The 22,326-nt window shown below is 66.3% G+C and carries 27 protein-coding genes; 12 read left to right on the forward strand and 15 right to left on the reverse strand.

Annotation, left to right across the window (positions count from 1 at the left end; genetic code table 11):
- Positions 1–37 precede the first annotated feature (37 nt).
- Entirely contained in the window at positions 38–403 is a 366-nt protein-coding gene (locus tag ACFUTU_RS02560) for a zf-TFIIB domain-containing protein (protein ID WP_377960311.1), read from the forward strand.
- A gap of 73 nt (positions 404–476) precedes the next feature.
- On the opposite strand, the gene ACFUTU_RS02565 is transcribed toward ACFUTU_RS02560, so the two are convergent.
- A complete protein-coding gene (locus tag ACFUTU_RS02565) occupies positions 477–1,046 on the reverse strand; it encodes a hypothetical protein (protein WP_377960313.1) in 570 nt (189 codons plus the stop codon).
- 2 nt (positions 1,047–1,048) lie between these two features.
- Positions 1,049–1,537, reverse strand: coding sequence for a hypothetical protein (locus ACFUTU_RS02570; RefSeq protein ID WP_377960315.1), 489 nt, complete (start codon positions 1,535–1,537; stop codon positions 1,049–1,051).
- Positions 1,538–2,249: 712 nt separating this feature from the next.
- On the opposite strand from ACFUTU_RS02570, the gene dnaB reads away from it, so the two are divergent.
- The gene (dnaB, locus tag ACFUTU_RS02575) at positions 2,250–3,632 is read left to right on the forward strand and encodes a replicative DNA helicase (RefSeq protein ID WP_377960317.1); all 1,383 of its coding nucleotides are present in this window, start codon (positions 2,250–2,252) and stop codon (positions 3,630–3,632) included.
- Here the strand turns inward: dnaB and ACFUTU_RS02580 are convergent.
- Positions 3,629–4,609, reverse strand: coding sequence for an acyl-CoA thioesterase (locus ACFUTU_RS02580; RefSeq protein ID WP_377960319.1), 981 nt, complete (start codon positions 4,607–4,609; stop codon positions 3,629–3,631). The two genes, dnaB and ACFUTU_RS02580, sit on opposite strands and share 4 nt — an antisense overlap.
- A 179-nt stretch (positions 4,610–4,788) precedes the next feature.
- On the opposite strand from ACFUTU_RS02580, the gene aztD reads away from it, so the two are divergent.
- A complete protein-coding gene (aztD, locus tag ACFUTU_RS02585; RefSeq protein ID WP_377960321.1) occupies positions 4,789–6,051 on the forward strand; it encodes a zinc metallochaperone AztD in 1,263 nt (420 codons plus the stop codon).
- Positions 6,052–6,205: 154 nt separating this feature from the next.
- On the opposite strand, the gene ACFUTU_RS02590 is transcribed toward aztD, so the two are convergent.
- Complete coding sequence (locus ACFUTU_RS02590; RefSeq protein ID WP_377960323.1) at positions 6,206–6,640, reverse strand: DoxX family protein; 435 nt, start codon at positions 6,638–6,640, stop codon at positions 6,206–6,208.
- 194 nt (positions 6,641–6,834) lie between these two features.
- Here ACFUTU_RS02590 and ACFUTU_RS02595 point away from each other — a divergent pair, with 194 nt between their 5' ends.
- The 3 genes from ACFUTU_RS02595 to ACFUTU_RS02605 all read left to right on the forward strand — a co-directional run bounded on the left by ACFUTU_RS02595 (position 6,835) and on the right by ACFUTU_RS02605 (position 9,316).
- On the forward strand, positions 6,835–8,157 hold the full coding sequence (locus tag ACFUTU_RS02595; protein ID WP_377960421.1) for an MATE family efflux transporter: 1,323 nt from the start codon (positions 6,835–6,837) through the stop codon (positions 8,155–8,157).
- A gap of 75 nt (positions 8,158–8,232) precedes the next feature.
- Complete coding sequence (locus ACFUTU_RS02600; protein WP_377960325.1) at positions 8,233–8,826, forward strand: hypothetical protein; 594 nt, start codon at positions 8,233–8,235, stop codon at positions 8,824–8,826.
- 103 nt (positions 8,827–8,929) lie between these two features.
- Positions 8,930–9,316 carry a hypothetical protein gene (locus ACFUTU_RS02605; RefSeq protein WP_377960327.1) on the forward strand — a complete coding sequence of 129 codons (387 nt, stop codon included), beginning with the start codon at positions 8,930–8,932 and terminating at the stop codon, positions 9,314–9,316.
- Positions 9,317–9,401: 85 nt separating this feature from the next.
- Here ACFUTU_RS02605 and ACFUTU_RS02610 read toward each other — a convergent pair whose 3' ends face one another.
- Positions 9,402–9,947, reverse strand: a complete 546-nt coding sequence (locus ACFUTU_RS02610) for a CGNR zinc finger domain-containing protein (RefSeq protein WP_377960329.1) — start codon at positions 9,945–9,947, stop codon at positions 9,402–9,404.
- 200 nt (positions 9,948–10,147) lie between these two features.
- On the opposite strand from ACFUTU_RS02610, the gene ACFUTU_RS02615 reads away from it, so the two are divergent.
- On the forward strand, positions 10,148–11,125 hold the full coding sequence (locus ACFUTU_RS02615) for a DMT family transporter (protein WP_377960423.1): 978 nt from the start codon (positions 10,148–10,150) through the stop codon (positions 11,123–11,125).
- 123 nt (positions 11,126–11,248) lie between these two features.
- On the opposite strand, the gene ACFUTU_RS02620 is transcribed toward ACFUTU_RS02615, so the two are convergent.
- Entirely contained in the window at positions 11,249–11,515 is a 267-nt protein-coding gene (locus ACFUTU_RS02620) for a WXG100 family type VII secretion target (protein WP_377960331.1), read from the reverse strand.
- A 212-nt stretch (positions 11,516–11,727) separates the two neighbouring features.
- Between ACFUTU_RS02620 and ACFUTU_RS02625 the strand changes: the two genes are divergently transcribed.
- Entirely contained in the window at positions 11,728–12,000 is a 273-nt protein-coding gene (locus ACFUTU_RS02625) for a DUF2277 domain-containing protein (protein WP_377960333.1), read from the forward strand.
- A 29-nt stretch (positions 12,001–12,029) separates the two neighbouring features.
- Here the strand turns inward: ACFUTU_RS02625 and ACFUTU_RS02630 are convergent, their stop codons facing one another.
- The 4 genes from ACFUTU_RS02630 to ACFUTU_RS02645 all read right to left on the reverse strand — a co-directional run bounded on the left by ACFUTU_RS02630 (position 12,030) and on the right by ACFUTU_RS02645 (position 15,960).
- Positions 12,030–14,420, reverse strand: a complete 2,391-nt coding sequence (locus tag ACFUTU_RS02630; protein WP_377960335.1) for a heavy metal translocating P-type ATPase — start codon at positions 14,418–14,420, stop codon at positions 12,030–12,032.
- A gap of 55 nt (positions 14,421–14,475) precedes the next feature.
- A complete protein-coding gene (locus tag ACFUTU_RS02635; protein WP_377960337.1) occupies positions 14,476–14,706 on the reverse strand; it encodes a heavy-metal-associated domain-containing protein in 231 nt (76 codons plus the stop codon).
- Between the two features lie 60 nt (positions 14,707–14,766).
- Entirely contained in the window at positions 14,767–15,123 is a 357-nt protein-coding gene (locus ACFUTU_RS02640) for a metal-sensitive transcriptional regulator (RefSeq protein ID WP_377960339.1), read from the reverse strand.
- 330 nt (positions 15,124–15,453) lie between these two features.
- Positions 15,454–15,960, reverse strand: a complete 507-nt coding sequence (locus ACFUTU_RS02645; RefSeq protein ID WP_377960341.1) for a universal stress protein — start codon at positions 15,958–15,960, stop codon at positions 15,454–15,456.
- A gap of 189 nt (positions 15,961–16,149) precedes the next feature.
- Here ACFUTU_RS02645 and ACFUTU_RS02650 point away from each other — a divergent pair, with 189 nt between their 5' ends.
- On the forward strand, positions 16,150–16,350 hold the full coding sequence (locus tag ACFUTU_RS02650) for a hypothetical protein (RefSeq protein WP_377960343.1): 201 nt from the start codon (positions 16,150–16,152) through the stop codon (positions 16,348–16,350).
- 18 nt (positions 16,351–16,368) lie between these two features.
- Here the strand turns inward: ACFUTU_RS02650 and ACFUTU_RS02655 are convergent, their stop codons facing one another.
- The gene (locus ACFUTU_RS02655) at positions 16,369–17,652 is read right to left on the reverse strand and encodes a Y-family DNA polymerase (protein WP_377960345.1); all 1,284 of its coding nucleotides are present in this window, start codon (positions 17,650–17,652) and stop codon (positions 16,369–16,371) included.
- The gene (locus ACFUTU_RS02660; RefSeq protein WP_377960347.1) at positions 17,645–18,076 is read right to left on the reverse strand and encodes a LexA family protein; all 432 of its coding nucleotides are present in this window, start codon (positions 18,074–18,076) and stop codon (positions 17,645–17,647) included. Before ACFUTU_RS02660 ends, ACFUTU_RS02655 begins: the two co-directional genes overlap by 8 nt.
- Positions 18,077–18,253: 177 nt before the next feature.
- On the opposite strand from ACFUTU_RS02660, the gene ACFUTU_RS02665 reads away from it, so the two are divergent.
- The 3 genes from ACFUTU_RS02665 (at position 18,254) to ACFUTU_RS02675 (ending at position 20,070) form a co-directional block, all read left to right on the forward strand.
- On the forward strand, positions 18,254–18,556 hold the full coding sequence (locus tag ACFUTU_RS02665) for a hypothetical protein (RefSeq protein ID WP_377960349.1): 303 nt from the start codon (positions 18,254–18,256) through the stop codon (positions 18,554–18,556).
- Between the two features lie 71 nt (positions 18,557–18,627).
- Positions 18,628–19,758, forward strand: coding sequence for a WD40/YVTN/BNR-like repeat-containing protein (locus ACFUTU_RS02670; RefSeq protein ID WP_377960351.1), 1,131 nt, complete (start codon positions 18,628–18,630; stop codon positions 19,756–19,758).
- A 24-nt stretch (positions 19,759–19,782) separates the two neighbouring features.
- Positions 19,783–20,070 (forward strand): MoaD/ThiS family protein, encoded by a 288-nt coding sequence (locus ACFUTU_RS02675; protein WP_377960353.1) that lies wholly within the window; start codon positions 19,783–19,785, stop codon positions 20,068–20,070.
- 5 nt (positions 20,071–20,075) lie between these two features.
- Here ACFUTU_RS02675 and ACFUTU_RS02680 read toward each other — a convergent pair whose 3' ends face one another.
- The 3 genes from ACFUTU_RS02680 to ACFUTU_RS02690 all read right to left on the reverse strand — a co-directional run bounded on the left by ACFUTU_RS02680 (position 20,076) and on the right by ACFUTU_RS02690 (position 22,237).
- Complete coding sequence (locus tag ACFUTU_RS02680; protein WP_306920070.1) at positions 20,076–20,312, reverse strand: hypothetical protein; 237 nt, start codon at positions 20,310–20,312, stop codon at positions 20,076–20,078.
- Positions 20,313–20,486: 174 nt separating this feature from the next.
- Complete coding sequence (locus tag ACFUTU_RS02685; protein WP_377960355.1) at positions 20,487–21,341, reverse strand: fumarylacetoacetate hydrolase family protein; 855 nt, start codon at positions 21,339–21,341, stop codon at positions 20,487–20,489.
- A gap of 110 nt (positions 21,342–21,451) precedes the next feature.
- Positions 21,452–22,237, reverse strand: a complete 786-nt coding sequence (locus ACFUTU_RS02690; RefSeq protein ID WP_377960357.1) for a 2-keto-4-pentenoate hydratase — start codon at positions 22,235–22,237, stop codon at positions 21,452–21,454.
- Between the last annotated feature and the right edge of the window lie 89 nt (positions 22,238–22,326).

Consider the following 22,326-nt stretch of genomic DNA (forward strand, 5'->3'; position numbering starts at 1 on the left):
GGCGAACTAATCGCGACTTCCGCTCGTTGTGCCGGTCATGAAATGTCCCATTGATTCTGCAGACCTGGTCATGAGCGAACGCAGTGGCGTGGAAATCGACTACTGCCCGCAGTGCCGGGGTGTGTGGCTGGACCGCGGCGAGCTGGACAAGATCATCGACCGGGTCAACGCCGGTGCGGCTGCGGCGCCTCCGGCACCCGCTCCCCCGGCTCCGGCGCCCCCCGCGCCCGGCATGGCGCCGCCGCCGCTGTACCGTGACTTTGAACCGCGGCGCGACTTCCAGCCGCGTCGGGACCAGCCGCGCTACGACGACCGGAGCTACGGCAAGGGTTATGACCGCGACTATGATCGCCGCCGGCACAAGAAGAAAGAGGGCTGGCTGGGGGACCTGTTCGACTTCTAGCCGGTTACCGCCGGCGTTGCGGCGGTCCCTGCCGGGTTGCTGGACGCCGGTCCGTTTGTCAGCGACCCGGCTATCAGTCGTCCAGCAGGGCGATGAATTCGCGGGCCTGCTTCATGGTGATGTCCGAGTGCCGGGTCAGCGCGGTGGCGGCCGCTTCGATGTTGCCGCTCCGGGCGAGGGTGCGGATACGGCCGTATATTTCGTCGTTCAGCATGTTGCTGCTGACCTCCCGGGTGACGTCGCCCTTGCTGGCGATCGCCCGGTACCGGTACGGGAACCGCTGTGGCGGTTCGTCATCGTCCTCGGGTTCGCTGGGTTCCTGGGCCGGTGAGCGGAAAGGCTGCGGGTGGGCCGCCAGTGCCGCCACGGCATCACGGGACGCGCGCAGGCCCTGCCCTGAGACCTCGTAGTACAGCTTGATGGCCGCCATGGCCTGCCCCTGGGCGATGAGGGAATACAGCCGCCGGTGTTCGTCTTCGGACAGCTTGGCTGCGGCTTCCCTTGCGAGTTCTGCAGACTCCGCGGGCGGCTGCTGGGCGGGCTCTTTGGCAGTGCGCCGGCGCCGGCTCCACGCACGCGCCGCGAGGGCCACGGCGACAGCGACGGCGATAAGGATCAGGAAGGGGATCAGGAGCGATTCCATGGTTACAGCCGATCTACAAATTGCTTGGCGGTCAAAAGGTCGGAACGGGTGGCCTGGCGCAGAAGCCGGACGGCCTGGAGCTTCTGCCCATTGCGCACCAGGGACTGCAGCTGCAGGGCCAGCTGCGGGTTCAACGTGGTCCCGGTAAGGAGCGCGGCAAGGTCGGGGCGCCGGGGATTATCAGGACGGCGGCCGGGATCGTGGCCGGGATGGCCGGGAGCCGGCGGCCCGGGCAGCTGTAGCGGTTCGTGGTGCTGCATCTGCTGCTGCCGGTTCTGGCTGGGCAGGGCTGCGGCCTCCATGCGCGCCCGGGCGGCCAGGGCGGCCTGGACCTGGGCTGCGTAGTGGGCTTGGGAGCGTCTGGCCAGATCCATCCGGTACCTGTCAGCGTCAGACATTCCCCCGTCGCGCGGCTTCAGTGCCGTGGCGAAAGCCCAAAGGGCTGCGGCGAGGATAAGGGCAGGAACCAAAACCGTCAGAACGTCGCCCATACCTAGAGCTTAACGCCAGATCCGCGTTATCCACAGCATATGCCCGGCTGCGCATAGTGCTGCCTCCGGCTGCACTCCTCGCCGACATTCATGGAACGGGTTCGCTCACCGGAAAGGCATGAAGCGACGGGCCAGCACATATGCCGGTGAGTTGTATCACAATGCTGGAATTCAAGAGCCAAAGAACGGCTCCAGCCCGGGAGCTACCGGCCGGTATCCCCAGCGGGGCGGTGGGGCTGTGGATTATCGCCGGCCTGAAAATTTCTTTTTTCCACAGCAATATCCGGATGTTTCCGCAGGTGAGAGGCTTATATGCCGGAAAGAAAATTTCTATCCACAGCTTCTCCCACAGGCTGTGCACAAGCAGCAGCATCTTGTGCACACGTTATCCACAGAGGTGCAGAACTCTGGGCTTTGTGAGTCAGCGGCCGGGCGCTAACGTAGCGTCAGACACCCCATCCGGGTGAGTTTTCCCTTCCGGCCTGAAGGCTGGAGACGGCGGGCAGCCGGTCTCCGGCAAATTCGTGCTGCCCTGTGGAAAACCTGTGGATGAGGCGTCGCCCGGGTTCAACGGGCAGGACCGAAAAATGTCAGGGGTCGCTGGTGTAGTTGCACTGGCGCCGGCGGCAGGTTCTGCCGCGGGCCACGGCATACGGCACACGCGCCGCAGTCCTCCTGCAGGGGAGTGCGGACACAATGGAGGACGGCAGCTTTGTCAGTTACGCATCTGGACCCAATTGAAGCTACCCGCGAATCCGAAAGCAGCCGCAAGCCTCCGCAGGACATTCCCGCTGAACAGTCCGTCCTGGGCGGCATGATGCTGTCCAAGGATGCGATTGCGGATGTGGTTGAAATCCTGCGCGGGCAGGACTTCTACCGCCCGGCCCACGAGACCATTTACGAGGCCGTCATCGACCTCTACGGCCGCGGCGAGCCTGCGGACGCCGTCACCGTCTCCGATGAGCTGACCAAGCGCGGCGAGATCAACCGGATCGGCGGTCCGGCGTACCTGCATGAGCTCATCCAGACGGTGCCCACCGCGGCGAACGCCGGCTACTACGCAGAGATCGTGGCCGAGCGTGCGGTGCTCCGGCGCCTGGTCAATGCGGGCACCAAGATCGTGCAGCTCGGCTACGGCCAGGACGGCGAAGTGGAGGATCTGGTCAACCAGGCCCAGGCGGAGGTTTACGCCGTCGCCGAACGCCGCACGGCTGAGGATTACGTCGTCCTGAAGGACGTCATGGAGTCCACGGTGGATGAGATCGAGGCCTCCGGCCACCGCGGCGAGGGCATGGTGGGCGTTCCCACCGGTTTCTACGAGCTGGACGAGCTGACCCACGGGCTGCACCCGGGCCAGATGATCGTCATTGCCGCCCGCCCGGCTGTGGGCAAGTCCACCTTTGCCCTGGATTTTGCCCGCTCGGCCGCCATCAAAAACAACCTCAGCACGGTCATGTTCTCCCTTGAAATGGGGCGCAACGAGATCGCCATGCGCCTGCTCTCCGCCGAAGCCACTATCGGCCTGCAGGACCTGCGCAAGGGCACCATCAAGGATGAGCAGTGGTCCAAGATCGCCACCACCATGGGGCGGATGAATGATGCCCCGCTGTTCATTGACGACAGCCCCAACATGTCCCTGATGGAGATCCGGGCCAAGTGCCGCCGCCTCAAGCAGCAGCACGACCTCAAGCTCGTGATCCTTGACTACCTGCAGCTCATGAGTTCAGGCAAAAAGGTGGAATCCCGCCAGCAGGAAGTCTCCGAGTTTTCGCGTGCGCTGAAGCTGCTGGCCAAGGAACTCCAGGTTCCCGTCATCGCCCTGTCGCAGCTGAACCGTGGTTCCGAGCAGCGCCAGGACAAGCGGCCCATGGTCTCGGACCTTCGTGAATCCGGGTCCATCGAGCAGGATGCCGACATGGTGATCCTGCTGCACCGCGAAGATGTGTACGACAAGGAATCCCCGCGCGCCGGGGAGGCGGACATCCTCGTGGCGAAGCACCGTAACGGCCCCACCAAGGACATCGTGGTTGCCTTCCAGGGCCACTACTCGCGGTTCGCGAACATGGCAGGGGATGCCGGGGGCGGCGGCTTCTAGGCTGCGCCGGTTCCGGACGGCAGCAGATGGTTGGGAAGCCTGTTGCCGGGGGCGGCTGCCCTGATCTCCAGGAGTTCCCGCGCATGGGCGTGCAGCCGCTTGTCCTCCTCCGACACGGGCGTCCACGGCGGAATGGGGACGGAGGTGCCCTCGGTGTCGCGGGCGACCATCACGGTGAGGCAATAGGTGGTCAGATTCAGCTCCCGGCCCTTGGGATCCCCGGAGCGGACGTGTACGGCAATGTGCATGCCCTTGGTGCCTGTGTAGACCAGCCGGGCCTCCACCTCCACGACGTGGCCGATCAGCAGCGGCCGGTAGAAGCGCACTCCGCCGGAGAAGACGGCCACCGTGTCCTGGCCGCAGTAGCGTGAAGCGCACACGTATGCGGCTTCGTCGATCCATTTCATGACGATGCCGCCGTGGACTTTGCCGCCCCAGTTCACATCGGTGGGCGCGGCCATAAACCGGAGGACGACGCGTTCGGCCGTGCCTGCGTCCGTATATTCCTGGGCGCTCATCGCTTCGACAATCTGCTCCCGAATCCTGATCCGCGCCAGGGCGTGGTCCCGCTGTTCCAGCTCCTCCGGCGTCACGGGTTCGAACTGCGTCACCGGAACCGGTTTTCCGTCCTCACCGACCGCGACAAAGATCACTATGCACTGGCTGCGCATGGTGGCTGGCCCGCCCTTCGGGTCCCCGGATGAGACCACTGTCCGGATATGCATGGAGGAGCGTCCCGTGTAGACGATGGTGGCCGTGACCTCTACCATGTCGCCGCTGTTCACGGGATCGGCAAAGTGGATGTTCCCGACGTACGCAGTAACGCAGTAGGACTTGGCCCAGCCGACGGCGGCCGCATAGGCCGCTTTGTCCACCCATTCGAGCACGGTGCCTGCATCAACGGATCCGCTGTGGCCCACGTCCATGGGGGCGGCAAGAAAGCGGAGGGTTACTGAATTGGCGGCAGTCTCGCTCATGTTCGCAGTTTACTGAGCGCAGCCCGACGGGCAGATCCGCGCCTTCACAATCAGTTCACAGGCGTTATAACTTCAGCGGCAGGAGCAATTCGCCTCACCCGCGCACACTGCATCAGGTCACAGCTGACAAAAGCGCTAACGATAATGATTATCATTAGTTCATGATGATGAGACGTTTTATGCTTCCCACCCCGACCGTTGCGCCCCTGGCGGCCGTCTGCGGTGCCGCGCTGTTACTTTCAGGGTGCGCCCCAGGTCCGGCACCGAGCTCCGGTGCAGACTCCAGCACGTCCCGGGAGGCAGGGCCCGCCCAACCCAAGGAGCTCCGCGCCCCGAGTCCCCGCCTTGTTTACACTTACGCCGGCGGCGTCGGTGTGCTGGATGCCGCGACCCTGGAGCCGGCCGCGGACATCGCACTGGACGGATACAACCGCATCAGTCCGGCAGGCGACTCCCGCCACGTTTTGGTGGCAGCGGGCGATTCCTTCAAGGTTCTCGATGCCGGGGTTTGGACGGAGAAGCACGGCGACCATGGCCATTCCTACGCCGCCCAGCCTGCACTGACGGATCAGGCCTTCGAAGCCAGCAAGCCGGGCCATGTGGTGCGGCACGCCGGAAAGACTGTCCTGTTCAGTGACGGGTCCGGCAAGGTGGAAGCCTTTGAGTCAGCCGCCCTCGGAGCGCCGGCGGACGACGGCCTTCCGGAAACGACGACCTATACCGCCCCCGAGGCGCACCATGGCGTGGCTCTCGAGCTGGAGGACGGCAAGCTGCTGATGACCGTCGGCAACGAGGAAGCCCGGAACCACGTGGCCCTTCTGGGTGAGGGCCGGGGCCGCAGGGAGATCCTCCGGAGCCAGAAGTGCCCCGGCGTCCATGGCGAGGCGGTGGCCGGCAAGAGCACTGTGGTCTTCGGGTGCGAGGACGGGATGCTGGTGTTCAAGAGCGGCAAATTCGCCAAGATCTCCAGTCCTGACGCCTATGGCCGCATGGGCAACCAGGCCGGCTCGCCGGCGTCGCCGGTGGTGCTCGGGGACTACAAGGTGGACAAGGACGCGGTCCTGGAACGGCCCACCAGGATTTCACTGGTGGACACCCGCACCAACTCGCTGAAGCTCGTGGAACTCGGAACCAGCTATTCCTTCCGCTCCCTGGGGCGGGGCCCGGCCGGTGAGGCGCTGGTGCTCGGCACCGACGGAGCCCTGCATGTCCTGAACCCACTGACGGGTGCCACCGTGTCCACGATTCCCGTGGTGCCGGCCTGGCAGGAGCCCGAGGCGTGGCAGGACCCGCGGCCAACCCTGTACGTCCAGGGTTCCACTGCCTACGTGTCCGAACCAGCGTCGCGGAAACTCCACGTCATTGACCTGAATGCGGGGACGGTGGTCCGCACCGCAATGCTGGCCCACACCCCCGATGAACTCACCGGCGTGGCCGGCTGAGCCGGGCGCCGGCCGAATAGACAGCAAAACGACGGCGGCTGCCCACCGGACGCAAAAGCGCCGGGCGGGCAGCCGCCGTCGTTATTACCTGGGGAGGCAATACCCCAACGGAAGGGGCACGTTTCTGGAGTGGGAGGCTATCCGGGCTGCAAGGCTATGCGAGCACCTTGAGCTTTGAGTTGCTGCGGCCGAACAGCGCTGCGTCCGCCGATACGCGGCCGGCTCCGGCCAGGGCAATGGCCAGCGCCCCGGCTGCCAGCAGGAGGACCAGTTCGTAGCCGCCGTTACCAACGAAGACGCCGGCCGAGGCGTGGACCAGGAAGAAGGCGCCGAGCATGTCCAGCGCGAGCAGGGCGGCGAAAACCCGGGTCAGCACGCCGAGGATAAGGGCGATGCCGCCTGCCAGCTCGAGGGTGGCAACAAAGGGTGCGGCGAGGTCGGCGGCCGGGATCCCCATCTTGGCAAAGGACGCCTGCGTGCCGGAGATGGTGAATTCGTTGAACTTCTGCCAGCCGTGCGCGGCGAAGAGGAATCCCGCGATCACGCGCAGGATTGTCAGGGCTGTGGTGGTAAGGGTGGACTGGTTCATGGAGATTCTCACCGTTCAGGTTGATTGGGGGGTGTCTCTTGAGGACGCGGTCCGGAGCGCGCCGAATGATGCTTCCCTTCCACTCTCCCGAAGTTTTGTTGAAGTGTCAACTAATGTGTCGTTTCCCGCTCCGGGTGATGCCTGCAGGCCGATAGGCTGAATCCGTGCCCCAAACGCCTTCCGCCGCTGTTTCCATGCCAAAGTCCAACAGCCATGGCCGGGAAATCCTCCGGCTCGCGGTTCCCGCCTTTGGCGCACTGATCGCCGAACCGCTCTTCCTGCTTGCCGATTCGGCCATTGTGGGCCACCTGGGCGTTGCCCAGCTGGCCGGCGTCGGGCTGGCCTCGGCGGTGCTGCACACTGCGGTGGGGCTGATGGTTTTCCTCGCCTACTCCACCACCCCGGCCGTGGCGCGGGCGGTGGGGGACGGGCAGTTGGGCCGGGCGCTGGCGGCCGGGCGCGACGGCGTCTGGCTGGCCCTGCTGTTGGGGACCGCTCTGGCCCTGGCAGGTTTCTTCGCGGCAGAACCGCTCATCCGGCTCATGGGGCCGGGGCCCGAAGTCCGGACCTTCGCCGTGGATTACCTGCGCTGGTCCATGCCCGGGTTGGTTGCCATGCTGCTGATCTTCGCCGGCACCGGCGTGCTGCGGGGGCTGCAGGACACCCGGACGCCGCTGGTGGTGGCCACGGCCGGATTCTCGCTGAACATCGTGCTGAACCTGGTGCTGGTGTATGGGCTTGGGCTGTCCGTGGTCGGATCTGCCGTGGGCACCAGCATCGCCCAGTGGGCCATGACTGCGGTGTATCTGGTGATGGTGCAGCGCAACGCCCGTCAGCACGGCGTCAGTCTGCTGCCCGACTGGCATGGGATCCATGCCATGACCAAGGTGGGCTCCTGGCTCATGCTGCGGACCCTCAGCCTGCGCATCGCCATTCTGGCTACGGTGCTCGTGGTCACGGCTCAAGGTGCCGTGAACCTGGCAGCCCACCAGCTGGCCATGACGGTCTTCACCTTTCTCGCCTTCGCGCTGGACGCCCTGGCCATCGCCGCCCAGGCGCTGATCGGGAAGGAGCTGGGTGCCTCGAATCCCGCCAAGGCGCGGATCCTGACCCGGACAATGATCCGCTGGGGAACGGGCTTTGGTGTGGCCACAGGTGTGCTGCTGGCCGTGGCCGCCCCTTTCACCGGTGCCCTCTTCACGTCCGACCCCGGCGTCCAGTCAGTGCTGACGGCGGCGCTGTGGGTGCTGGCCACCGGCCAGCCCCTCGCCGGGTACGTCTTCGTTCTGGACGGCGTGCTGATCGGCGCCGGCGACGCGAAATATCTGGCGATTGCCGGCGTCGTAAATCTCGCGGTGTACCTTCCGCTGTTGCTGGCGGTCCCGCTGACGGGTGCCGGCGGCGCGGCGGCGCTGGTTTGGGTGTGGGCGGCTTTTTCGCTGGGGTACATGTGCGCCCGCGCCGTGACGCTGGGCCTGCGGGCCAGGACCGACCGCTGGATGGTGCTTGGCTCATGACCGCGTTCCCGGATTCGGCGGCCTGAATCCCCGGCCTGAATTCGCCGGCACAGGCCGGCAGACTAAACTGAAGCCGTGACTTCCCCCGTGAACCCTGCCGAATCGGACGTGCCTTCACCCTCGCAGGAACTGTGGAAACCCGCGCTGCTGCGGGCCGCGGCGGCGCTGGTGTTCGGTGCGGTGACCGTGTTCTGGGCGGCTCCCTCCGTTGCCGGGATGTCGGTGGCGGGCGGGGCATACCTGCTGGCCACGGGACTGATCCTGTTGTGGGGCATTCCACTGACCGGTTTCCTTCGGGACTCGCCGGCGGGCCGCCTGCTGTCCGCCGCGGGCGCTGCCCTGACGGGAGCCGGCGTCGCCTTGCTCTTCCTGCAGGGCAGCCTCGTCTTCGCAGTCCTTGCCGCCCTGGGCCTCGCCGTGGCGGCGGTGGCCGAGCTGTACCTGGGCATCCGGTTCCGCGGGCGCCATGTCCTGGCCCGCGACTGGCTGGCCTCCGGAATCATCGGGCTGGGGACAGCCGTCACGCTGCCGTTCTTCGTGGAGCTTGGCCCCCATGCGCTGCTGGGTGTTGCCGGCGGCGGTGCCATCATCTCCGGAGTCCTCTGGATCCTGGCCGGCCTCTCACTCCGGCACGATGCGCGGGCGGCCGCGTCAAAGGCCGTAAACTAGTACCAGGGGTTCTACTCGTTGTAGAACAGACGGCACCCCTTCAGAACCAGCACACAGCACAGCGGGCAGGCTGCATCGCGCCGCCCGCGCGGGAGGAATCACCTTGGCAGACCAGAAACCAGGAGCACCGCGCAACCTGCGGACCTCGGTGAAGGGGCCCCTGATGTTCTCCGCCTTCTGGGCCGTGGTGGCATTCTTCGCGGTGCTGATCTTCGCCTCCGGCGGCAGCGCCAGGTCCCCGCGGTTCGACCTGGCCTTCACAGCCGCCGGCATCGCCTTCATCGTCACCCTCGTCATCGCCGCCATGCTGTCCATGAGCTACAAGGACAATGCCGCCCACCTCGGCAAAGGTTCCGGCGTGAACCTGAGCTCTGCCCGGAAGCCCTCGCAGGGGCACGGCGGTCCGGCAAACCAGAACCGCCCGGACGTCCCGGGCGCCCCCGGTGCATCGGGAACCGATGATTCCAGGTCCGACGGCGGCGCCTCCTAACGCCTGACGCTTACTTTCCGCCAGCGCCGGGTAATTGCCCGGCGCCTCTACTCTCCGGTTGCGCCTCTACTCTCCGCTGGCCGCGTTACTCTCCGCTGGCGCGGCGCGCCCGGTAGGCGGCCACGTGGGCACGGTTGGCGCAGTTTCCGGTATCGCAGTACCTTTTGGACCGGTTGCGGCTGAGGTCCAGGACGGCCGCGTCGCAGTCATCGGCCGCGCACACCAGCATGCGGTCCATCTCCTTGCTGCGGATCACATCCACCAGCGCCATGGCGGCCTCGGTCCCCATCCGGTCTGCCAGCGGTGCATCCCGGGTGGTGGCGTGCAGATGCCAGTCCCACTGGTCGTGCTTGAGCAGCTGGGGGAGCGCGTGGGCCTCGCGCAGGAGCCGGTTCACGCCGGCCACCGCAGTATCCTCATCCGCCGTCCACAGCCTCGCCAGTTCGGTGCGCAGCGCGTGGACGCTTGCCAGCTCGGCCGCGTCATGCGTGCGAAAACCACTGAATCCCTCCTGCTCCAGGAACTCATCCAGGTCCTTCACCGTGGGCAGGTTCTCGTCACCGTTGGCAGCTGAATTGATGAGGTTCACCACAAAGCGCAGTGACAGCTCCGTGTCAGGGGCAAAGACCATCTTGACTCCTTACAGTGCGGGGGCGTAGTGTCAGGACCAATACCCCACTTTACTCCTGACGGGAGGCATCCGTGCCCGCATCGACCAACCGCGCCACCGCGACGCAGACATCCTCAACCCCGGTGCGGGCCACCAGCCAGGCAACCACCAAGGCCACTGCCCCGGCCTCCACCAAGGCCGCTGCGAAGCCCTCCGGCTTCCTGGCCTCAGGACTCGGCATTGCGCTGTTCTCCTCGGCGATCTTCGGGCTTTCGGGCTCCTTCGCCAAGTCCTTGTTGGAAAGCGGCTGGACGCCCGGAGCTGCGGTCACTGCCCGGCTGACAGGTGCGGCACTCATCCTCGCAATTCCCGCCGTTGTGGCACTTCGCGGCCGCTGGCACCAGCTGCGGTCCAACTGGCTCACGATTTTCCTGTTTGGACTGATCGGTGTCGCCGGCTGCCAGCTGTTCTACTTCAACGCGGTGGCCCGGTTGTCCGTCGGCGTGGCACTGCTGCTTGAATACCTCGGCCCGGTACTGATCGTGCTGTGGCTCTGGGCGGCCAGCCGGAAGCGGCCACGCTCCCTCACCATCGCCGGCACGCTGCTGTCCCTGGGCGGGCTGGTGCTTGTCCTGGACCTCACCGGTTCGGTGAAGGTGGACGCCGTCGGCGTGCTCTGGGGCCTCGCCGCGGCTGTCTGCCTGGCCATCTACTTCTTCCTCACGGCGAAGGAGAACGACACCCTGCCGCCCATCGTCCTGGCCTCCGGCGGGCTTCTGGTGGGAGCCGCCGTCATGTGGCTGACAGCGGCCACCGGCATCCTGCCCATGGCAATGAGCACGGCGGACACCAAGCTCGGCGCCTGGACCACGGCGTGGTGGGTTCCGCTGGCAGGCCTCGTGGTGCTCGCCACCGTACTGGCATACGTTTCCGGGATCGTGGCCGCACGCGCGCTCGGCACCAAGGTGGCCTCTTTCGTCTCCCTCACCGAGGTCCTGTTTGCCGTGCTCTGGGCCTGGCTGCTGCTGGGCGAACTGCCCGGTGCCATCCAGCTCGCCGGCGGGCTGCTGATCGTCGGCGGGGTGCTGTGCGTCCGGGTCGATGAGCTCCGGGGAGCCAAACCGGGCGAGCATACCGGGGATAAGGCAGTGGCGGCCCGACCGCTTGACCACGCGAACGACGTCGAGCCCGTCCCCTGAGTTGCACCCGCCCTCCTGAGTTGTCAGTCCGGCAAGAAAATAGCCGGACCGGCAGATGGACGGACTGCTTAAAAGCCGGAGGACCGGACGCTCGCTGCGTCCGGCCCTCCGGTGCTCCCGGCTTTAGCCGCGGGAAGCGTCTTCCTGCTGCTGGGCGTTGCGGCCAGCCTGCCTGCCCGCCTCTTCCAGGGCCTGCGCAATCCTGTCGAGGGCCGGAAGGTGGTTGCTCCTCCAGTCGTTGCGGAACGCGTCGGCGTCCGGGCCCCTCCAGTCGACGCCGTCGAGCGTATTGTTCAGCTGGTTCTTCTGGTTCTGGATTTCATTCGAACCATTGGTGAGCCTGGTGCCCAGGTTCCGCAGCGCTTCAACATCTGCACCCAACAAAGCCATGACGTATCTCCTCTTAATCAACGGACCCGATCCAGTCGGCATCCCCCGTGGCCTCCGGCTCGTCCGGAAGATCCATTGCCTAAAAACTATCCCTCCGCCCGAAAGAGTGTCGATGGGCAGCGCTCCCCATGGAGGCCTCCCCACGGGCGCGTGCCCGCCAAAACCGGGCTGGAAGGGTCGATCCTCGGCGTTCCAGAGCCTAGCATGAGGGTATGTGCCGGAATATCCGTACCCTCCACAACTTCGAACCGCATGCGACGTCGGAGGAGATCCACGCCGCCGCGCTGCAGTATGTGCGCAAAATCAGCGGGAGCACCAAGCCCTCGAAGGCCAACGAGGAGGCCTTTGAGAACGCTGTGCACGAGATTGCGCACGTCACCCAGCACCTGCTCGACTCCCTTGTGACCCACGCCCCGGCCAGGGACCGCGACGAGGAAGCGGCCAAGGCGAAGGCCCGGGCGGCCGTCCGGTTCGGAACGGCCTAGGGGCCGGGTACTACCTTCCGAAACGGGTACTACCTGCCGAAACGGCGCAGCCGGAGCGAGTTGGCCACCACCAGTACGGAACTCGCCGCCATCGCCACGCCGGCAATCATCGGATTGAGCAGGCCAAGCGCCGCCACCGGGATGCCCACCGCGTTGTAGAAAAAGGCCCAGAACAGGTTGGTCTTGATGGTGGCCAGCGTGCGGCGCGACAGTTCAATCGCGGTGGCCACCTGGCCCAGGTCGTTGCCCATCACGGTCAGGTCGGCAGCTTCGATTGCCACGTCCGTGCCGGAACCCATCGCGATGCCGAGGTCGGCCTGCGCCAGTGCCGCGGCGTCGTTGACCCCGTCACCGGCCATGGCCACCGTCGCACCGCCGGCCTGCAGCCGCCGGACGGCTTCCACCTTGCCTTCGGGCAGGACCCCGGCAAAGACATCGTCCGGGGCGATTCCGACGGCGGCAGCCACCCGTTGTGCGACCGCAGCGTTGTCCCCCGTGAGCAGCATGGGCCGCAGTCCCAGGGCCTTGAGGCGCGCGACAGCCGCCTCCGACCCAGCCTTGACCGTGTCCCGCAGTTCGATGATGCCGGCAGCTTCGCCGTCCACGGCCACCCAGATGGCTGTGGCGCCCGACTCTTCCGCGTCGCGGAGCACCCGGTCCTGCTCAGGCGTGATGCCGACGCCGTTCTCCCGCAGCCAGCCGCTGCGGCCGGCCACCACGAGCCGGTCATCAACGGTCCCCGACACTCCGCCGCCGGGGGCGGAACGGAAGCCGACGACGGCGGGAAGGGTGCCGCCGTCGTGCGCTGCACTGTGGCTTTGGCTGCCGCTGCCGGTGATTGACGGCAGGCCGATGGCCGGCACCTCGGACCTGGCGGCCGCTGCGATGGCCGCCGCGATCGGATGCTCGGACGCTGCCTCGACCGCTCCGGCGAACCGCAGGACATCCGGTCCGCTGAACGGCGCAAAGGCCGCGACGGCGTCGACGGACAGTTGCCCGCTGGTGACGGTCCCCGTCTTGTCCAGCAGGATGGTGTCCACGGTGCGGGTGTCTTCAAGGACCTGCGGGCCCTTGATGAGGATGCCCAGCTGGGCGCCGCGCCCGGTCCCGGTCAGAAGGCCGACGGGCGTTGCCAGCCCCAGGGCGCAGGGGCAGGCGATAACCAGCACGGCCACGGCCGCGGTGAAAGCGGAGCGGAGCTCCGGCCCGGTGATGTCCGCTCCGGCAGCAAGCAGCCATCCGGCGAACGTGAGGACGGCGATGACCAGGACCACCGGCACGAAAACTGCGCTGATGCGGTCGGCCAACCGGGCAATCGGCGCCTTTCCGGTCTGCGCCTGGGTCACGAGCCTGCCCATCTGGGCGAGGGTGGTTTCCGCCCCGACGCGGGTGGCCCGGACCAGCAGCCGGCCGGACGTGTTGATGGTGGCGCCGGTGACAGGGGTGCCCGGACCAACGTCCACCGGAATTGATTCGCCGGTGACCAGCGATGCATCCACGGCCGAGATGCCGTCAGCCACAACACCGTCCGTGGCAATTTTCTCACCGGGGCGGACGATGATGAGGTCCCCGACAGCCAGCTGGCTGGCCGGGATTTTCACCTCGGCGCCGTTTTCCAGAATTGAGGCATCCTTCGCCCCCAGGTCCAGAAGGGCCCGGAGCGCGTCCCCGGCCTTCGACTTGGCGTTCGCTTCCAGGAACCGGCCCAGCAGAAGGAAAGCGGTGACCACGCTGGCCACCTCGAAGTACAGGCCGCCGGAACCCGCCCCGCCCATCTGTTCCATGCCGGGGTGCTCGGTCAGGCGGGGTTCGGCGAGGAGCTGCCAGGCGGAAAACAGGTAGGCGGCGATGACGCCGAGCGACACCAGGGTGTCCATGGTGGAGGCGAAGTGGCGCGCGTTGACGGCGGCCGCCCGGTGGAACGGCCACGCCGCCCAGCTCACGACCGGCAGCGCCAGGGCGCCCACAACCCAGCCCCAGTTCGGGAACTGGAAGGCAGGGAACATCGAGATCAGGAACACCGGCACGGCCAGGACCGCCGCCACCAGCAGCCGCGGCTTGAGTTCGGACGCTTTGCCGCCATGGCTCATGTGGTCTTCGTGCTCCGCCGCCGCGTGTTCGGCGGGCCTGGTGGCCTCAAGGGTCGCGGCGGGCGCTGTCTCGTGGTCTTCGTAAACAGGCTTCCTGATCCTGGCCTTGTAGCCGGCGGAGGCTACCTGGTCCGTGATCTGCTGGTCCGTGATGCCCTCGGGAACTGTCACCTGGGCCCTCTCCAGAGGGAGATTAACCGTGGCCTGGACGCCGTCGAGTTTGGCCAGTTTCTTTTCCACCCGGTTTACGCACGAGGCGCAGGTCATGCCCTCGACGTCGAGTTCGATCACCCGGCTGGCGGTGCCTGCGGGAGGGTGTTCGGTGCCCATGGCCGGTCCTTGTCTGGTCGTGCTGGTGGTATGGATCGTGTTCAGTGCTGGGGGGCTACGCCTCGTTGGCCACCACCAGGTAGCCGGCCTCAGCCACCGCTTCGCCGATTTCCGCGGGTGAAAGCTTCTCGGTGGAGGTAATGGTGACGGTGGAGATGCCGCCCGCATTGAGGTCGATGTCGATTTCCTCGACGCCGGACAGTGCCTCAAGTTCTTCACTGACCGCTGATACGCAGTGCCCGCAGGTCATGCCGGAGACGTGGACTTTGGTGGAGATGGTGCTCATAGCTGGCTCCTCATTGGTGCGCCGGCCGGGTTGGCCAGCCGGGTAGGTGGTGGTGTGCCGTTAGCGGAGCAGGCGCCCGATGGCACCCGCCGCTTCCTTGACCTTAACGTCGATGGCTTCAGCCCGCAGGTCCGGATCCGGTTCGGCGGCCGCCCCGACGACGCAGTGGCCGATGTGTTCTTCCACGAGGCCCAGGCTGACCGCGTGCAGGGCCTTGGTTACGGCCGCGACCTGGGTCAGGATGTCGATGCAGTACTTGTCCTCCTCGACCATCCGGGCAATTCCCCGGACCTGGCCCTCGATCCGCCGGAGCCTGCGCAGGTACGCGTCCTTGTCCCCCGTGTAGCCGTGCTGCGCGGATCCAGCAATCGCTTCTTCATTGGACGCCGCCGGCGTCCCTCCATCAGAAGTCTCCATGTCCCCAAGATATACCCCTAGGGGGTATGCGTCAAGGTGACCGGACATAGCCATGCCCCGGCAAAGGGAATGTGCAGGAGTGGAAGCAACGGGCGCTCTGGGCGTGCGGCGGACGCGGGTGCCCTCAGGGCCGGTTTCGGGCAACAAAAAAGCTCCGGAGCGCGTTATTGGGGGATACGCACTCCGGAGCGGTCTTTTGGGCGGCCTCACGATCGGCTGCCTGACTCAGCTTACTTGCCGGTAGCCACGTTGGCCACCGGCTCGAATAACTACTTTCGCTTTACTTTCACATGCCGGTTTAGCCAGTGGCAGAGCAGGGCAGACTGCCAGCTATTCCGCCGTGTCCTGGTGCGCGGCCATCCGGAACGGGACTACCAGCACGGGCCGGCTCTGGTGGTGGGTCAGCCAGGCAGCCACCGAACCGTTCAGGAATTCCGTCAGGCGGTGTCCGAAGCCGCGTTCGGGCGTGCCCACGATGATCATCGGAGCATTGACCTCGGACGCGAGCCTGCCGAGGGCCCGGGCAGGGTCACCGGCCAGGGTGCGCAAAGTCCATGCCGTTCCGCCGTTCTGGACGGCCGACGTGATGGCCGACTTCAGCTCCGCAGTTACGGAACGGATATCGTCGTCGTCCCTGTCAGGGTGCAGCGAGAGGCGGTGTGCGGAGCGCGCCGGATCCCACTCCACGAGATAGCTTGCCTCGTCCACGTACGCACACAGCAGCGGGGCGGACAGCTTTTGGGCGAGGTTGACGGCGGTCCTAAGGACCTCAGGATGCTGCCCGGGAACCATGCCCACGATAAGGGGAGGCGGGCCGCTGAAATGCTCTGCATCCATAGTCAATTGTCTGCCCGCGACGTCGGGAAACACCAGAGCCAGCCACACCTTCGCCCAGCTCAGGGACCGTTTGCAACCGGTGGTGCGGATGCGGTGACGGCGGTGGAGAGGGCGGTGAAGAGGCCTGCGCTTTCCCTTGAAACCCGGGCGCGGCGAGCCTAGCGTGGAGACGTAGAAAGGCGGCGTCCAATGCAGATTCACATGTGGTGGCTTGATCTGGACCTGAAAAGCAAGGAATGGCTTCGCGAGAACCTGCGGGCCGGTGATGTTCCGCAGTTTGTGATGGAGGGGATTGCCCAGGCGGGAGGTCCGCACCCGGACACCCCCCAGGCGGTACTGACCGAGGCGGAGTGGGACTTCATCGAGACGCAGTCCGAGTTCGTGGACTGAGAACCAGGGTGCGCTGGTTCAGGCCGCGCGCACCACTGGCAGCTCATCCCAGTGCGTCGTGTAGCGCGGGGAGCGCATTCCCCGCTTCATGCTCCAGTCGAGGCCGCTCTTCAAACCTGCGAACCCGAGCCCGATGCTGCCTCTGCCGTACTTCCGGCTGATTTCCTCCACCAGCGGTCCGATGCCGCGGTCCTCATGCGGATTGGTGAAAGGATCCAGGGCCGGCTGGTTGCCGGAAGGCCGCAGGTCGGTGACCATGATGCCGGCCCGCGCGTATTTGACGCCGTCCTGGATCACGGGAAGCAGCGCGTGCGCGGCCCTGGTGAGCAGTACCGGGTCAGAGGTGGGCATGGGCAGCGGAATGCATACGGATGGAAACGACCTGTCCTTCGGGTTGTAATGGGATGTGCCGGCGAACGCAGTAAGGACCTTGGCCTGGAGCCGGTGGCGGGCCAGGCGGGCACTGGCCTGCTGGGCGTAAACGCTCAGCACCTGGCGGAACTGGGCCGGCGACGTCAGGGGAGTGGAGAACGAGCGTGAAAAGATCAGCTGGTCTCGGCCGAGGCGTTCCTCCTCGAGTGGCATGCAGGGTGTCCCGCGGAGCTCGAGTACGGTGCGCATCAGCACCACCGAAAAACGGTCGCGCACCATCACGGGGTCGGCCCGGCTGAGCTCCAGGATGGAGAATATCCCCAGGGCGTTCAGCCGCTTTTCCAGCCGGCCGGCAACACCCCAGACCTCCGAAACCGGCAGCCGGGCCATGAGCAGTGCGCGCGCCTCCGGATCCATCGACTCCCAGCGGCACACCCCGCCCAGGGCCGGGTTGTTCTTTGCCCAGCGGTTGGCCAGCTTGGCGAGCGTCTTGGTGCCGGCAATGCCAACGCACACAGGCACGCCGACGTTGCGCTGGACGGTGGTCCTGATGGTCCGGCCCAGTGCCAGCACCTGTCCGGGGGTGCCCTTGATGCCCAGGAAAGCCTCGTCGATGCTGTACACCTCGAGCCAGGCCGAATAGCGTCCCAGCAGTTCCATGACCCGGGCGCTGATGTCGCCGTACAGTTCGTAGTTGCTGGAGCGGGCAACCAGACCCCATTCCTTGGCCCGGGGCGCGATCTTGAACCATGGTTCGCCGGTGCTGATCCCCAGGGCTTTGGCCTCCGGGCTGCGGGTCACGGCGCAGCCGTCGTTGTTGGAGAGCACCACCAGGGGTCTGCCCTCGAGGGAGGGGTCGAAGGCCCGCTCGGCGCTGGCGTAGAAGCAGTTCACGTCCACCAGCGCTATCTGCTGCCGCCCCTCAGACATGGTGCAGGCACCTTGTGGCCACGCCCCAAATGGTGAGGTCAGCCAGGGCGGGGACCCGTATGTCCGGATACCGGGGGTTGGCCGCCTGGAGGATTACGCCGGACGCGGTGACCCTAAGGCGCTTGATGGTGAGCTCCCCATCCAGCACTGCGACGACCACCGAGCCGTCCCGCGGCTCGAGCGCCCGGTTGACGATGAGCTCGTCACCGTCGCTGATGCCGGCCTGTTCCATCGAGTCGCCGGCCACCCGGACGATGTAGGTGCTGGTGATGTCCTTGATGAGGTGCTCGTTCAGGTCTATGCGCCCGTCAAAGTAATCCTGGGCGGGGGACGGGAATCCCGCGGCCACCGCCACGGGGGAGACCAGCACCAGCCGGAGGGAGAGTCCCGCCTCTATCACGCGGGGACCGATTATCACGCCCACGACACACCTTTTTTCGAATATATGTTCGATGATCCAGTGTAGACCCTGGGACTGACAGATTGCAGGTCCCGCCTGGCGGCGGTTGTATTCATCACACGTTCGCCGTGCCGTCCGCGGTGCACTGGCTCTGCGTCGCATACTGGACTCATGGGGAAGCAAGGCGCAGGAGGATCAGTGGTGGAAACCTTGAAAAGGGTGGTGCGCAACGAGTACTTTCCGGCAGCGGCCGTGCTGTCGCTGGTGGTGCTCTTCTGGGTCGCGGGGCTGTTCGGCGGACTGTCGCTGCTGAGCCGGAGCCAGCCCCCGATCGCCACGCTGACCTGGCTGCTCTTCGTCTACGGCGCCGCCGTCCTGACTCCCCTTGCCGGCGTCCTGGCGGCCGCCGACCTGCTCCGCCGGTGGTTGCGGAACCGCCGGACGGCCAAGTCCGGCACCTCCAGATCCGGCAGCGCCAAAGACGGAGCGGGCATCGGGTCCTAGTACTGCCGGCAGCGGACCGGCCCATCCCGGAGCAGCCAAAACCATTGCACCCCCTCCAGCGGAGTGGTTGCATGGGGTGCATGACTGCCCCTGAGAGTTTCGTCTTAGCAATCGGGACCAAAAAAGGCCTGTGGCTGGCCACCAGCCAGGACCGCAAGCAGTGGTCCCTGTCCGGTCCGCATTTCCTGATGAGCGAGGTACCGAGCATCGGCATCGATACCCGGAACGGGCGCACCCGCATCATGGTGGGGGTGCGGTCCGAGCATTGGGGCCCCACCGTTGTTCATTCCGATGACCTCGGCGCCAGCTGGACCGAGCCCGAACAGGGTGCCATCAAGTTCCCCGAGGGCACCGACGCCGCGGTGGAACGGATCTGGCAGATCTACCCTGACGCCGACTCCCGTCCCGGAGTGGTCTGGGCCGGTGCCGAGCCTATTTCGGTGTGGAAATCGACCGACGGCGGCGAGCACTTCGAGCTGAACCGCGGCCTGTGGGACCATCCGCACCGCAGCGAGTGGGGTGCCGGCTACGGCGGCGCTGCCGCCCACTCGATCGTGGTCAACCCCTCCGGCGACAACGTGCATGTGGCCATGAGCACCGGAGGCGTGTACCGGTCGCTCGACGGCGGGACGTCCTGGGAGCCGCGGAACAAAGGCATCTCCGCCTACTTCATGCCCGATCCCAACCCGGAATTCGGCCAGTGCGTGCATAAGATCGCGGCTGATGCCGCCGTCGAAGGCCGCCTTTACGCGCAGAACCACCACGGCGTGTACCGCACTGACGACAACGCCGAGAACTGGGAATCGATCGCTGAAGGCCTTCCGGCTGATTTCGGGTTCGTCATGCTGACGCACCCCCGGCGGGCCGGCACTGCCTGGGTTGTTCCGCTGAAGGCCGACGGCGAACGCATCCCCCCGGACGGAAAGCTCGCCGTGCACAGAACGGACGACGCCGGCGCGACGTGGAAGCGCCTGGACTCCGGACTGCCGCAATCAGAGTTCAATGCCGTGCTCCGTGATGCGGCAAGCGTGGATTCCGCTGAACCCGCCGGGGTGTACTTCGGCACGCGCGGCGGCGCGGTCTACGCCAGCGCGGATGAAGGTGAGACCTTTGCGGAGGTGGCGTCCCACCTGCCGGATGTGCTGTGCGTCCGCGCTGCCGTCGTGGCGGGTGCCCCGGTAAAGGCAGGGGCTGTGGCGTGACGATGTTCCGCGTGAGGATGTGCTGTGGCTGAGATCAGCGTGGTCCTTCCCAGTGTCCTCCAGCCGCTCGCCGGCGGGCAGTCCATACTGACTACACCCGCCGACGGGACGGTGACGGTGGGACGGTTGCTGGATTCCGTGACCGGGGGATACCCGGTGCTCGCCAGGCGGCTGCGGGACGAAACGGGCGCGCTCCGCCGCCACGTGAATATTTACGTGAACGGTGAGGAGGTCCGGCGTCTTAGCGGCCTGGAAACGGAAGTTTCGGCCGGCCAGGAGGTGCTGATTATTCAGTCCGTGGCTGGCGGCTAAGTGGCTCAGGCGACGCGCCAAACGCTGCACTCGTCGGTATTGATGGCCTTGCGCATGCCCGTATGGTGATCCATGATCCACACGACGCCGATGCCCGGGGCGGTCTCCTGGACGCTGCCGCGGCGGATGATGACGTCGTCATAGCTTGGGCCCACCGACAGGCGGGCCTCGATCTCGTCGCCGCGGTGCAGCTGGTCCAGGGCGCGGACCCGGGTGATATGGGGTTTGGCTTCCTTCAACATGGCGTGGCCTCCTGAGCTGGAGCTGGTGCCTGCAATTGCCGGCACATCCAGTGTGGCGCGGCAATGTTGCACACGTATTTCCTGCCCGTTAGCGCCCGGTTAGTTTCCGGCGCCGGAGCGGTTTCCCCGCACCATCATGGGCCCGAGGCGGGCACCGGCGTCCGTTGCGGGTGCCTAGGAGGGGGCCTGCATCCTGTGCCGCATCTCGCCGACGCCGCGCATGTAGGTGACGAGTTCATCGCCGGGGGCCAGGAAGCGCCGGGGCACGCGGCCGACTCCCACTCCGGGAGGCGTGCCGGTGAAGATGACGTCTCCGGGGAACAGCTGGGTGACCCTGGAGAGCCGGGCAATGATCTCGGGAACCGGGAAGACCATGTCCGAGGTGTTGCCTTTCTGGACCTGTTCGCCGTTGATGGCGCAGCCCAGTTCGATGCTGTCCGGGTCCTCGAACTCGTCCGGCGTGACCAGCAGCGGGCCGGCCGGGCCGAAACCGGGGAAGGACTTGGCAAGGCTGTACTGCGGCGCGGGTCCGGCTGACTGCATGGTCCGTTCGGACAGGTCCTGCCCGATGGTGATTCCCGCGACGTGGCTCCACGCCTCGTCCGCAGGGATGTTCGCTCCGCCGCGGCCGATGACCGCTACGAGCTCGACCTCCCAGTCGACGGTCCCCGCCGGAAGCGTGACGGTCCCGTACGGGCCGGCGAGGGAGCTGGAGAACTTTGTGAAAACGGTGAGGTCCTCGGGGACCGCAAGCGAGGCTTCGGCAGCGTGGGCCGCATAGTTGAGCCCGACCGCAAACACCTGCCGGGGACGCGGCGCCGGGTTGCCGAAGTCCTCGAGCGGGACGCCGGCCAGGGGCCTTCCGGATGTTGTTTCGAGCGTGGGGGCAAGCTCAAGCAGCTCATCCCAGCGTTCATAACAGGCCTGGATCGAAGGACTGAAACGGCCACCTGTCTCCTGCGGGATGTCGACGACTTCGTTCTTCGGCGTGACGAGTGTCAGCCGGTTGGCGATGTTGGCCAGGCGCACCGTGTGTCCTTTGGATAAATTGCTCGGTTTGGTCAGTGGGTCCGGATCGTCCCTCAGGGACACGAAGCGGGCACACCGGTTTGGTTCCTGGCCCGGGGGTCCGGGTCTGGCTACGGGCTTACATCGAACTCGATCGTGCCCCAGCCCTCGAACGTGCCCGACCAGCGGCCGGCTTCCCTCATGGGAACGGCCTGCAGGCAGCTGCCGGGCAGGATGACCTGTCCCGGTTCGAATTCGACGCCGTAATCCGCCAGGCGGTTGACGAGCCAGGCCAGGGCAGCGATTGGGTTGCCGAGGATGTTGCCGGTGGTGCCGGAGATGACTTCCCGGTCGTTGAAGCGCAGGACGCCGCGGGTATCCCGGAGGTTCAGGTCGGTGAGGTGCCGCGGCGTGCCGCCCAGGATGATCGCACCGGTGGAGCCGTTGTCTGCCAGGGTGTCCGGAAGTCCGATCGCCCAGTTCCTGACCCGGGAGTCGATGATTTCGATGGCAGGCAAGGCGTAGTCAATGGCATTGATGACGTCGGCGATGGTGGTGTTCCGTCCACCGAGGTGCCCCTTCAGGACGAAAGCGGGCTCGAGTTCCACAAAGGGCTCGATGAACGAGTCCAGCTTCAGGGTGGTGCCCTCGTAGGCGAAGCTGCTGGCCAGCAGGTGACCGTAGTCCGGCTGGTCCAGGCCGAAGGCGTCCTGCATGACCTTGGCGATGTTGCCTAGCTTGTAGCCCACCAGGCGGTCGCCGTTTTCGACGGCGTGGCTGACGTTGATCTTCTGCACCTCGAATGCGGCATCGGCGTCGAGGAACGGCCAGGTTTCGGTGGGGGCTGCGATGGGCTGGCCCTGCAGCCGGGCGGCCCGGAGGGTGCCCGCGATTTCTTCAAGCGCGATGGTGGTCATGATGGTCCTTTGTGTGCCGGTGGTGGTTCTCCGGCCCCGGACGGTATCTGTTGCGGGAGCCTGTCCGGGGCCGGAAGTTTGGGGGTTGT

This window comes from Arthrobacter sp. NPDC057388, from assembly GCF_042668165.1.
Lineage (GTDB): Bacteria > Actinomycetota > Actinomycetes > Actinomycetales > Micrococcaceae > Arthrobacter.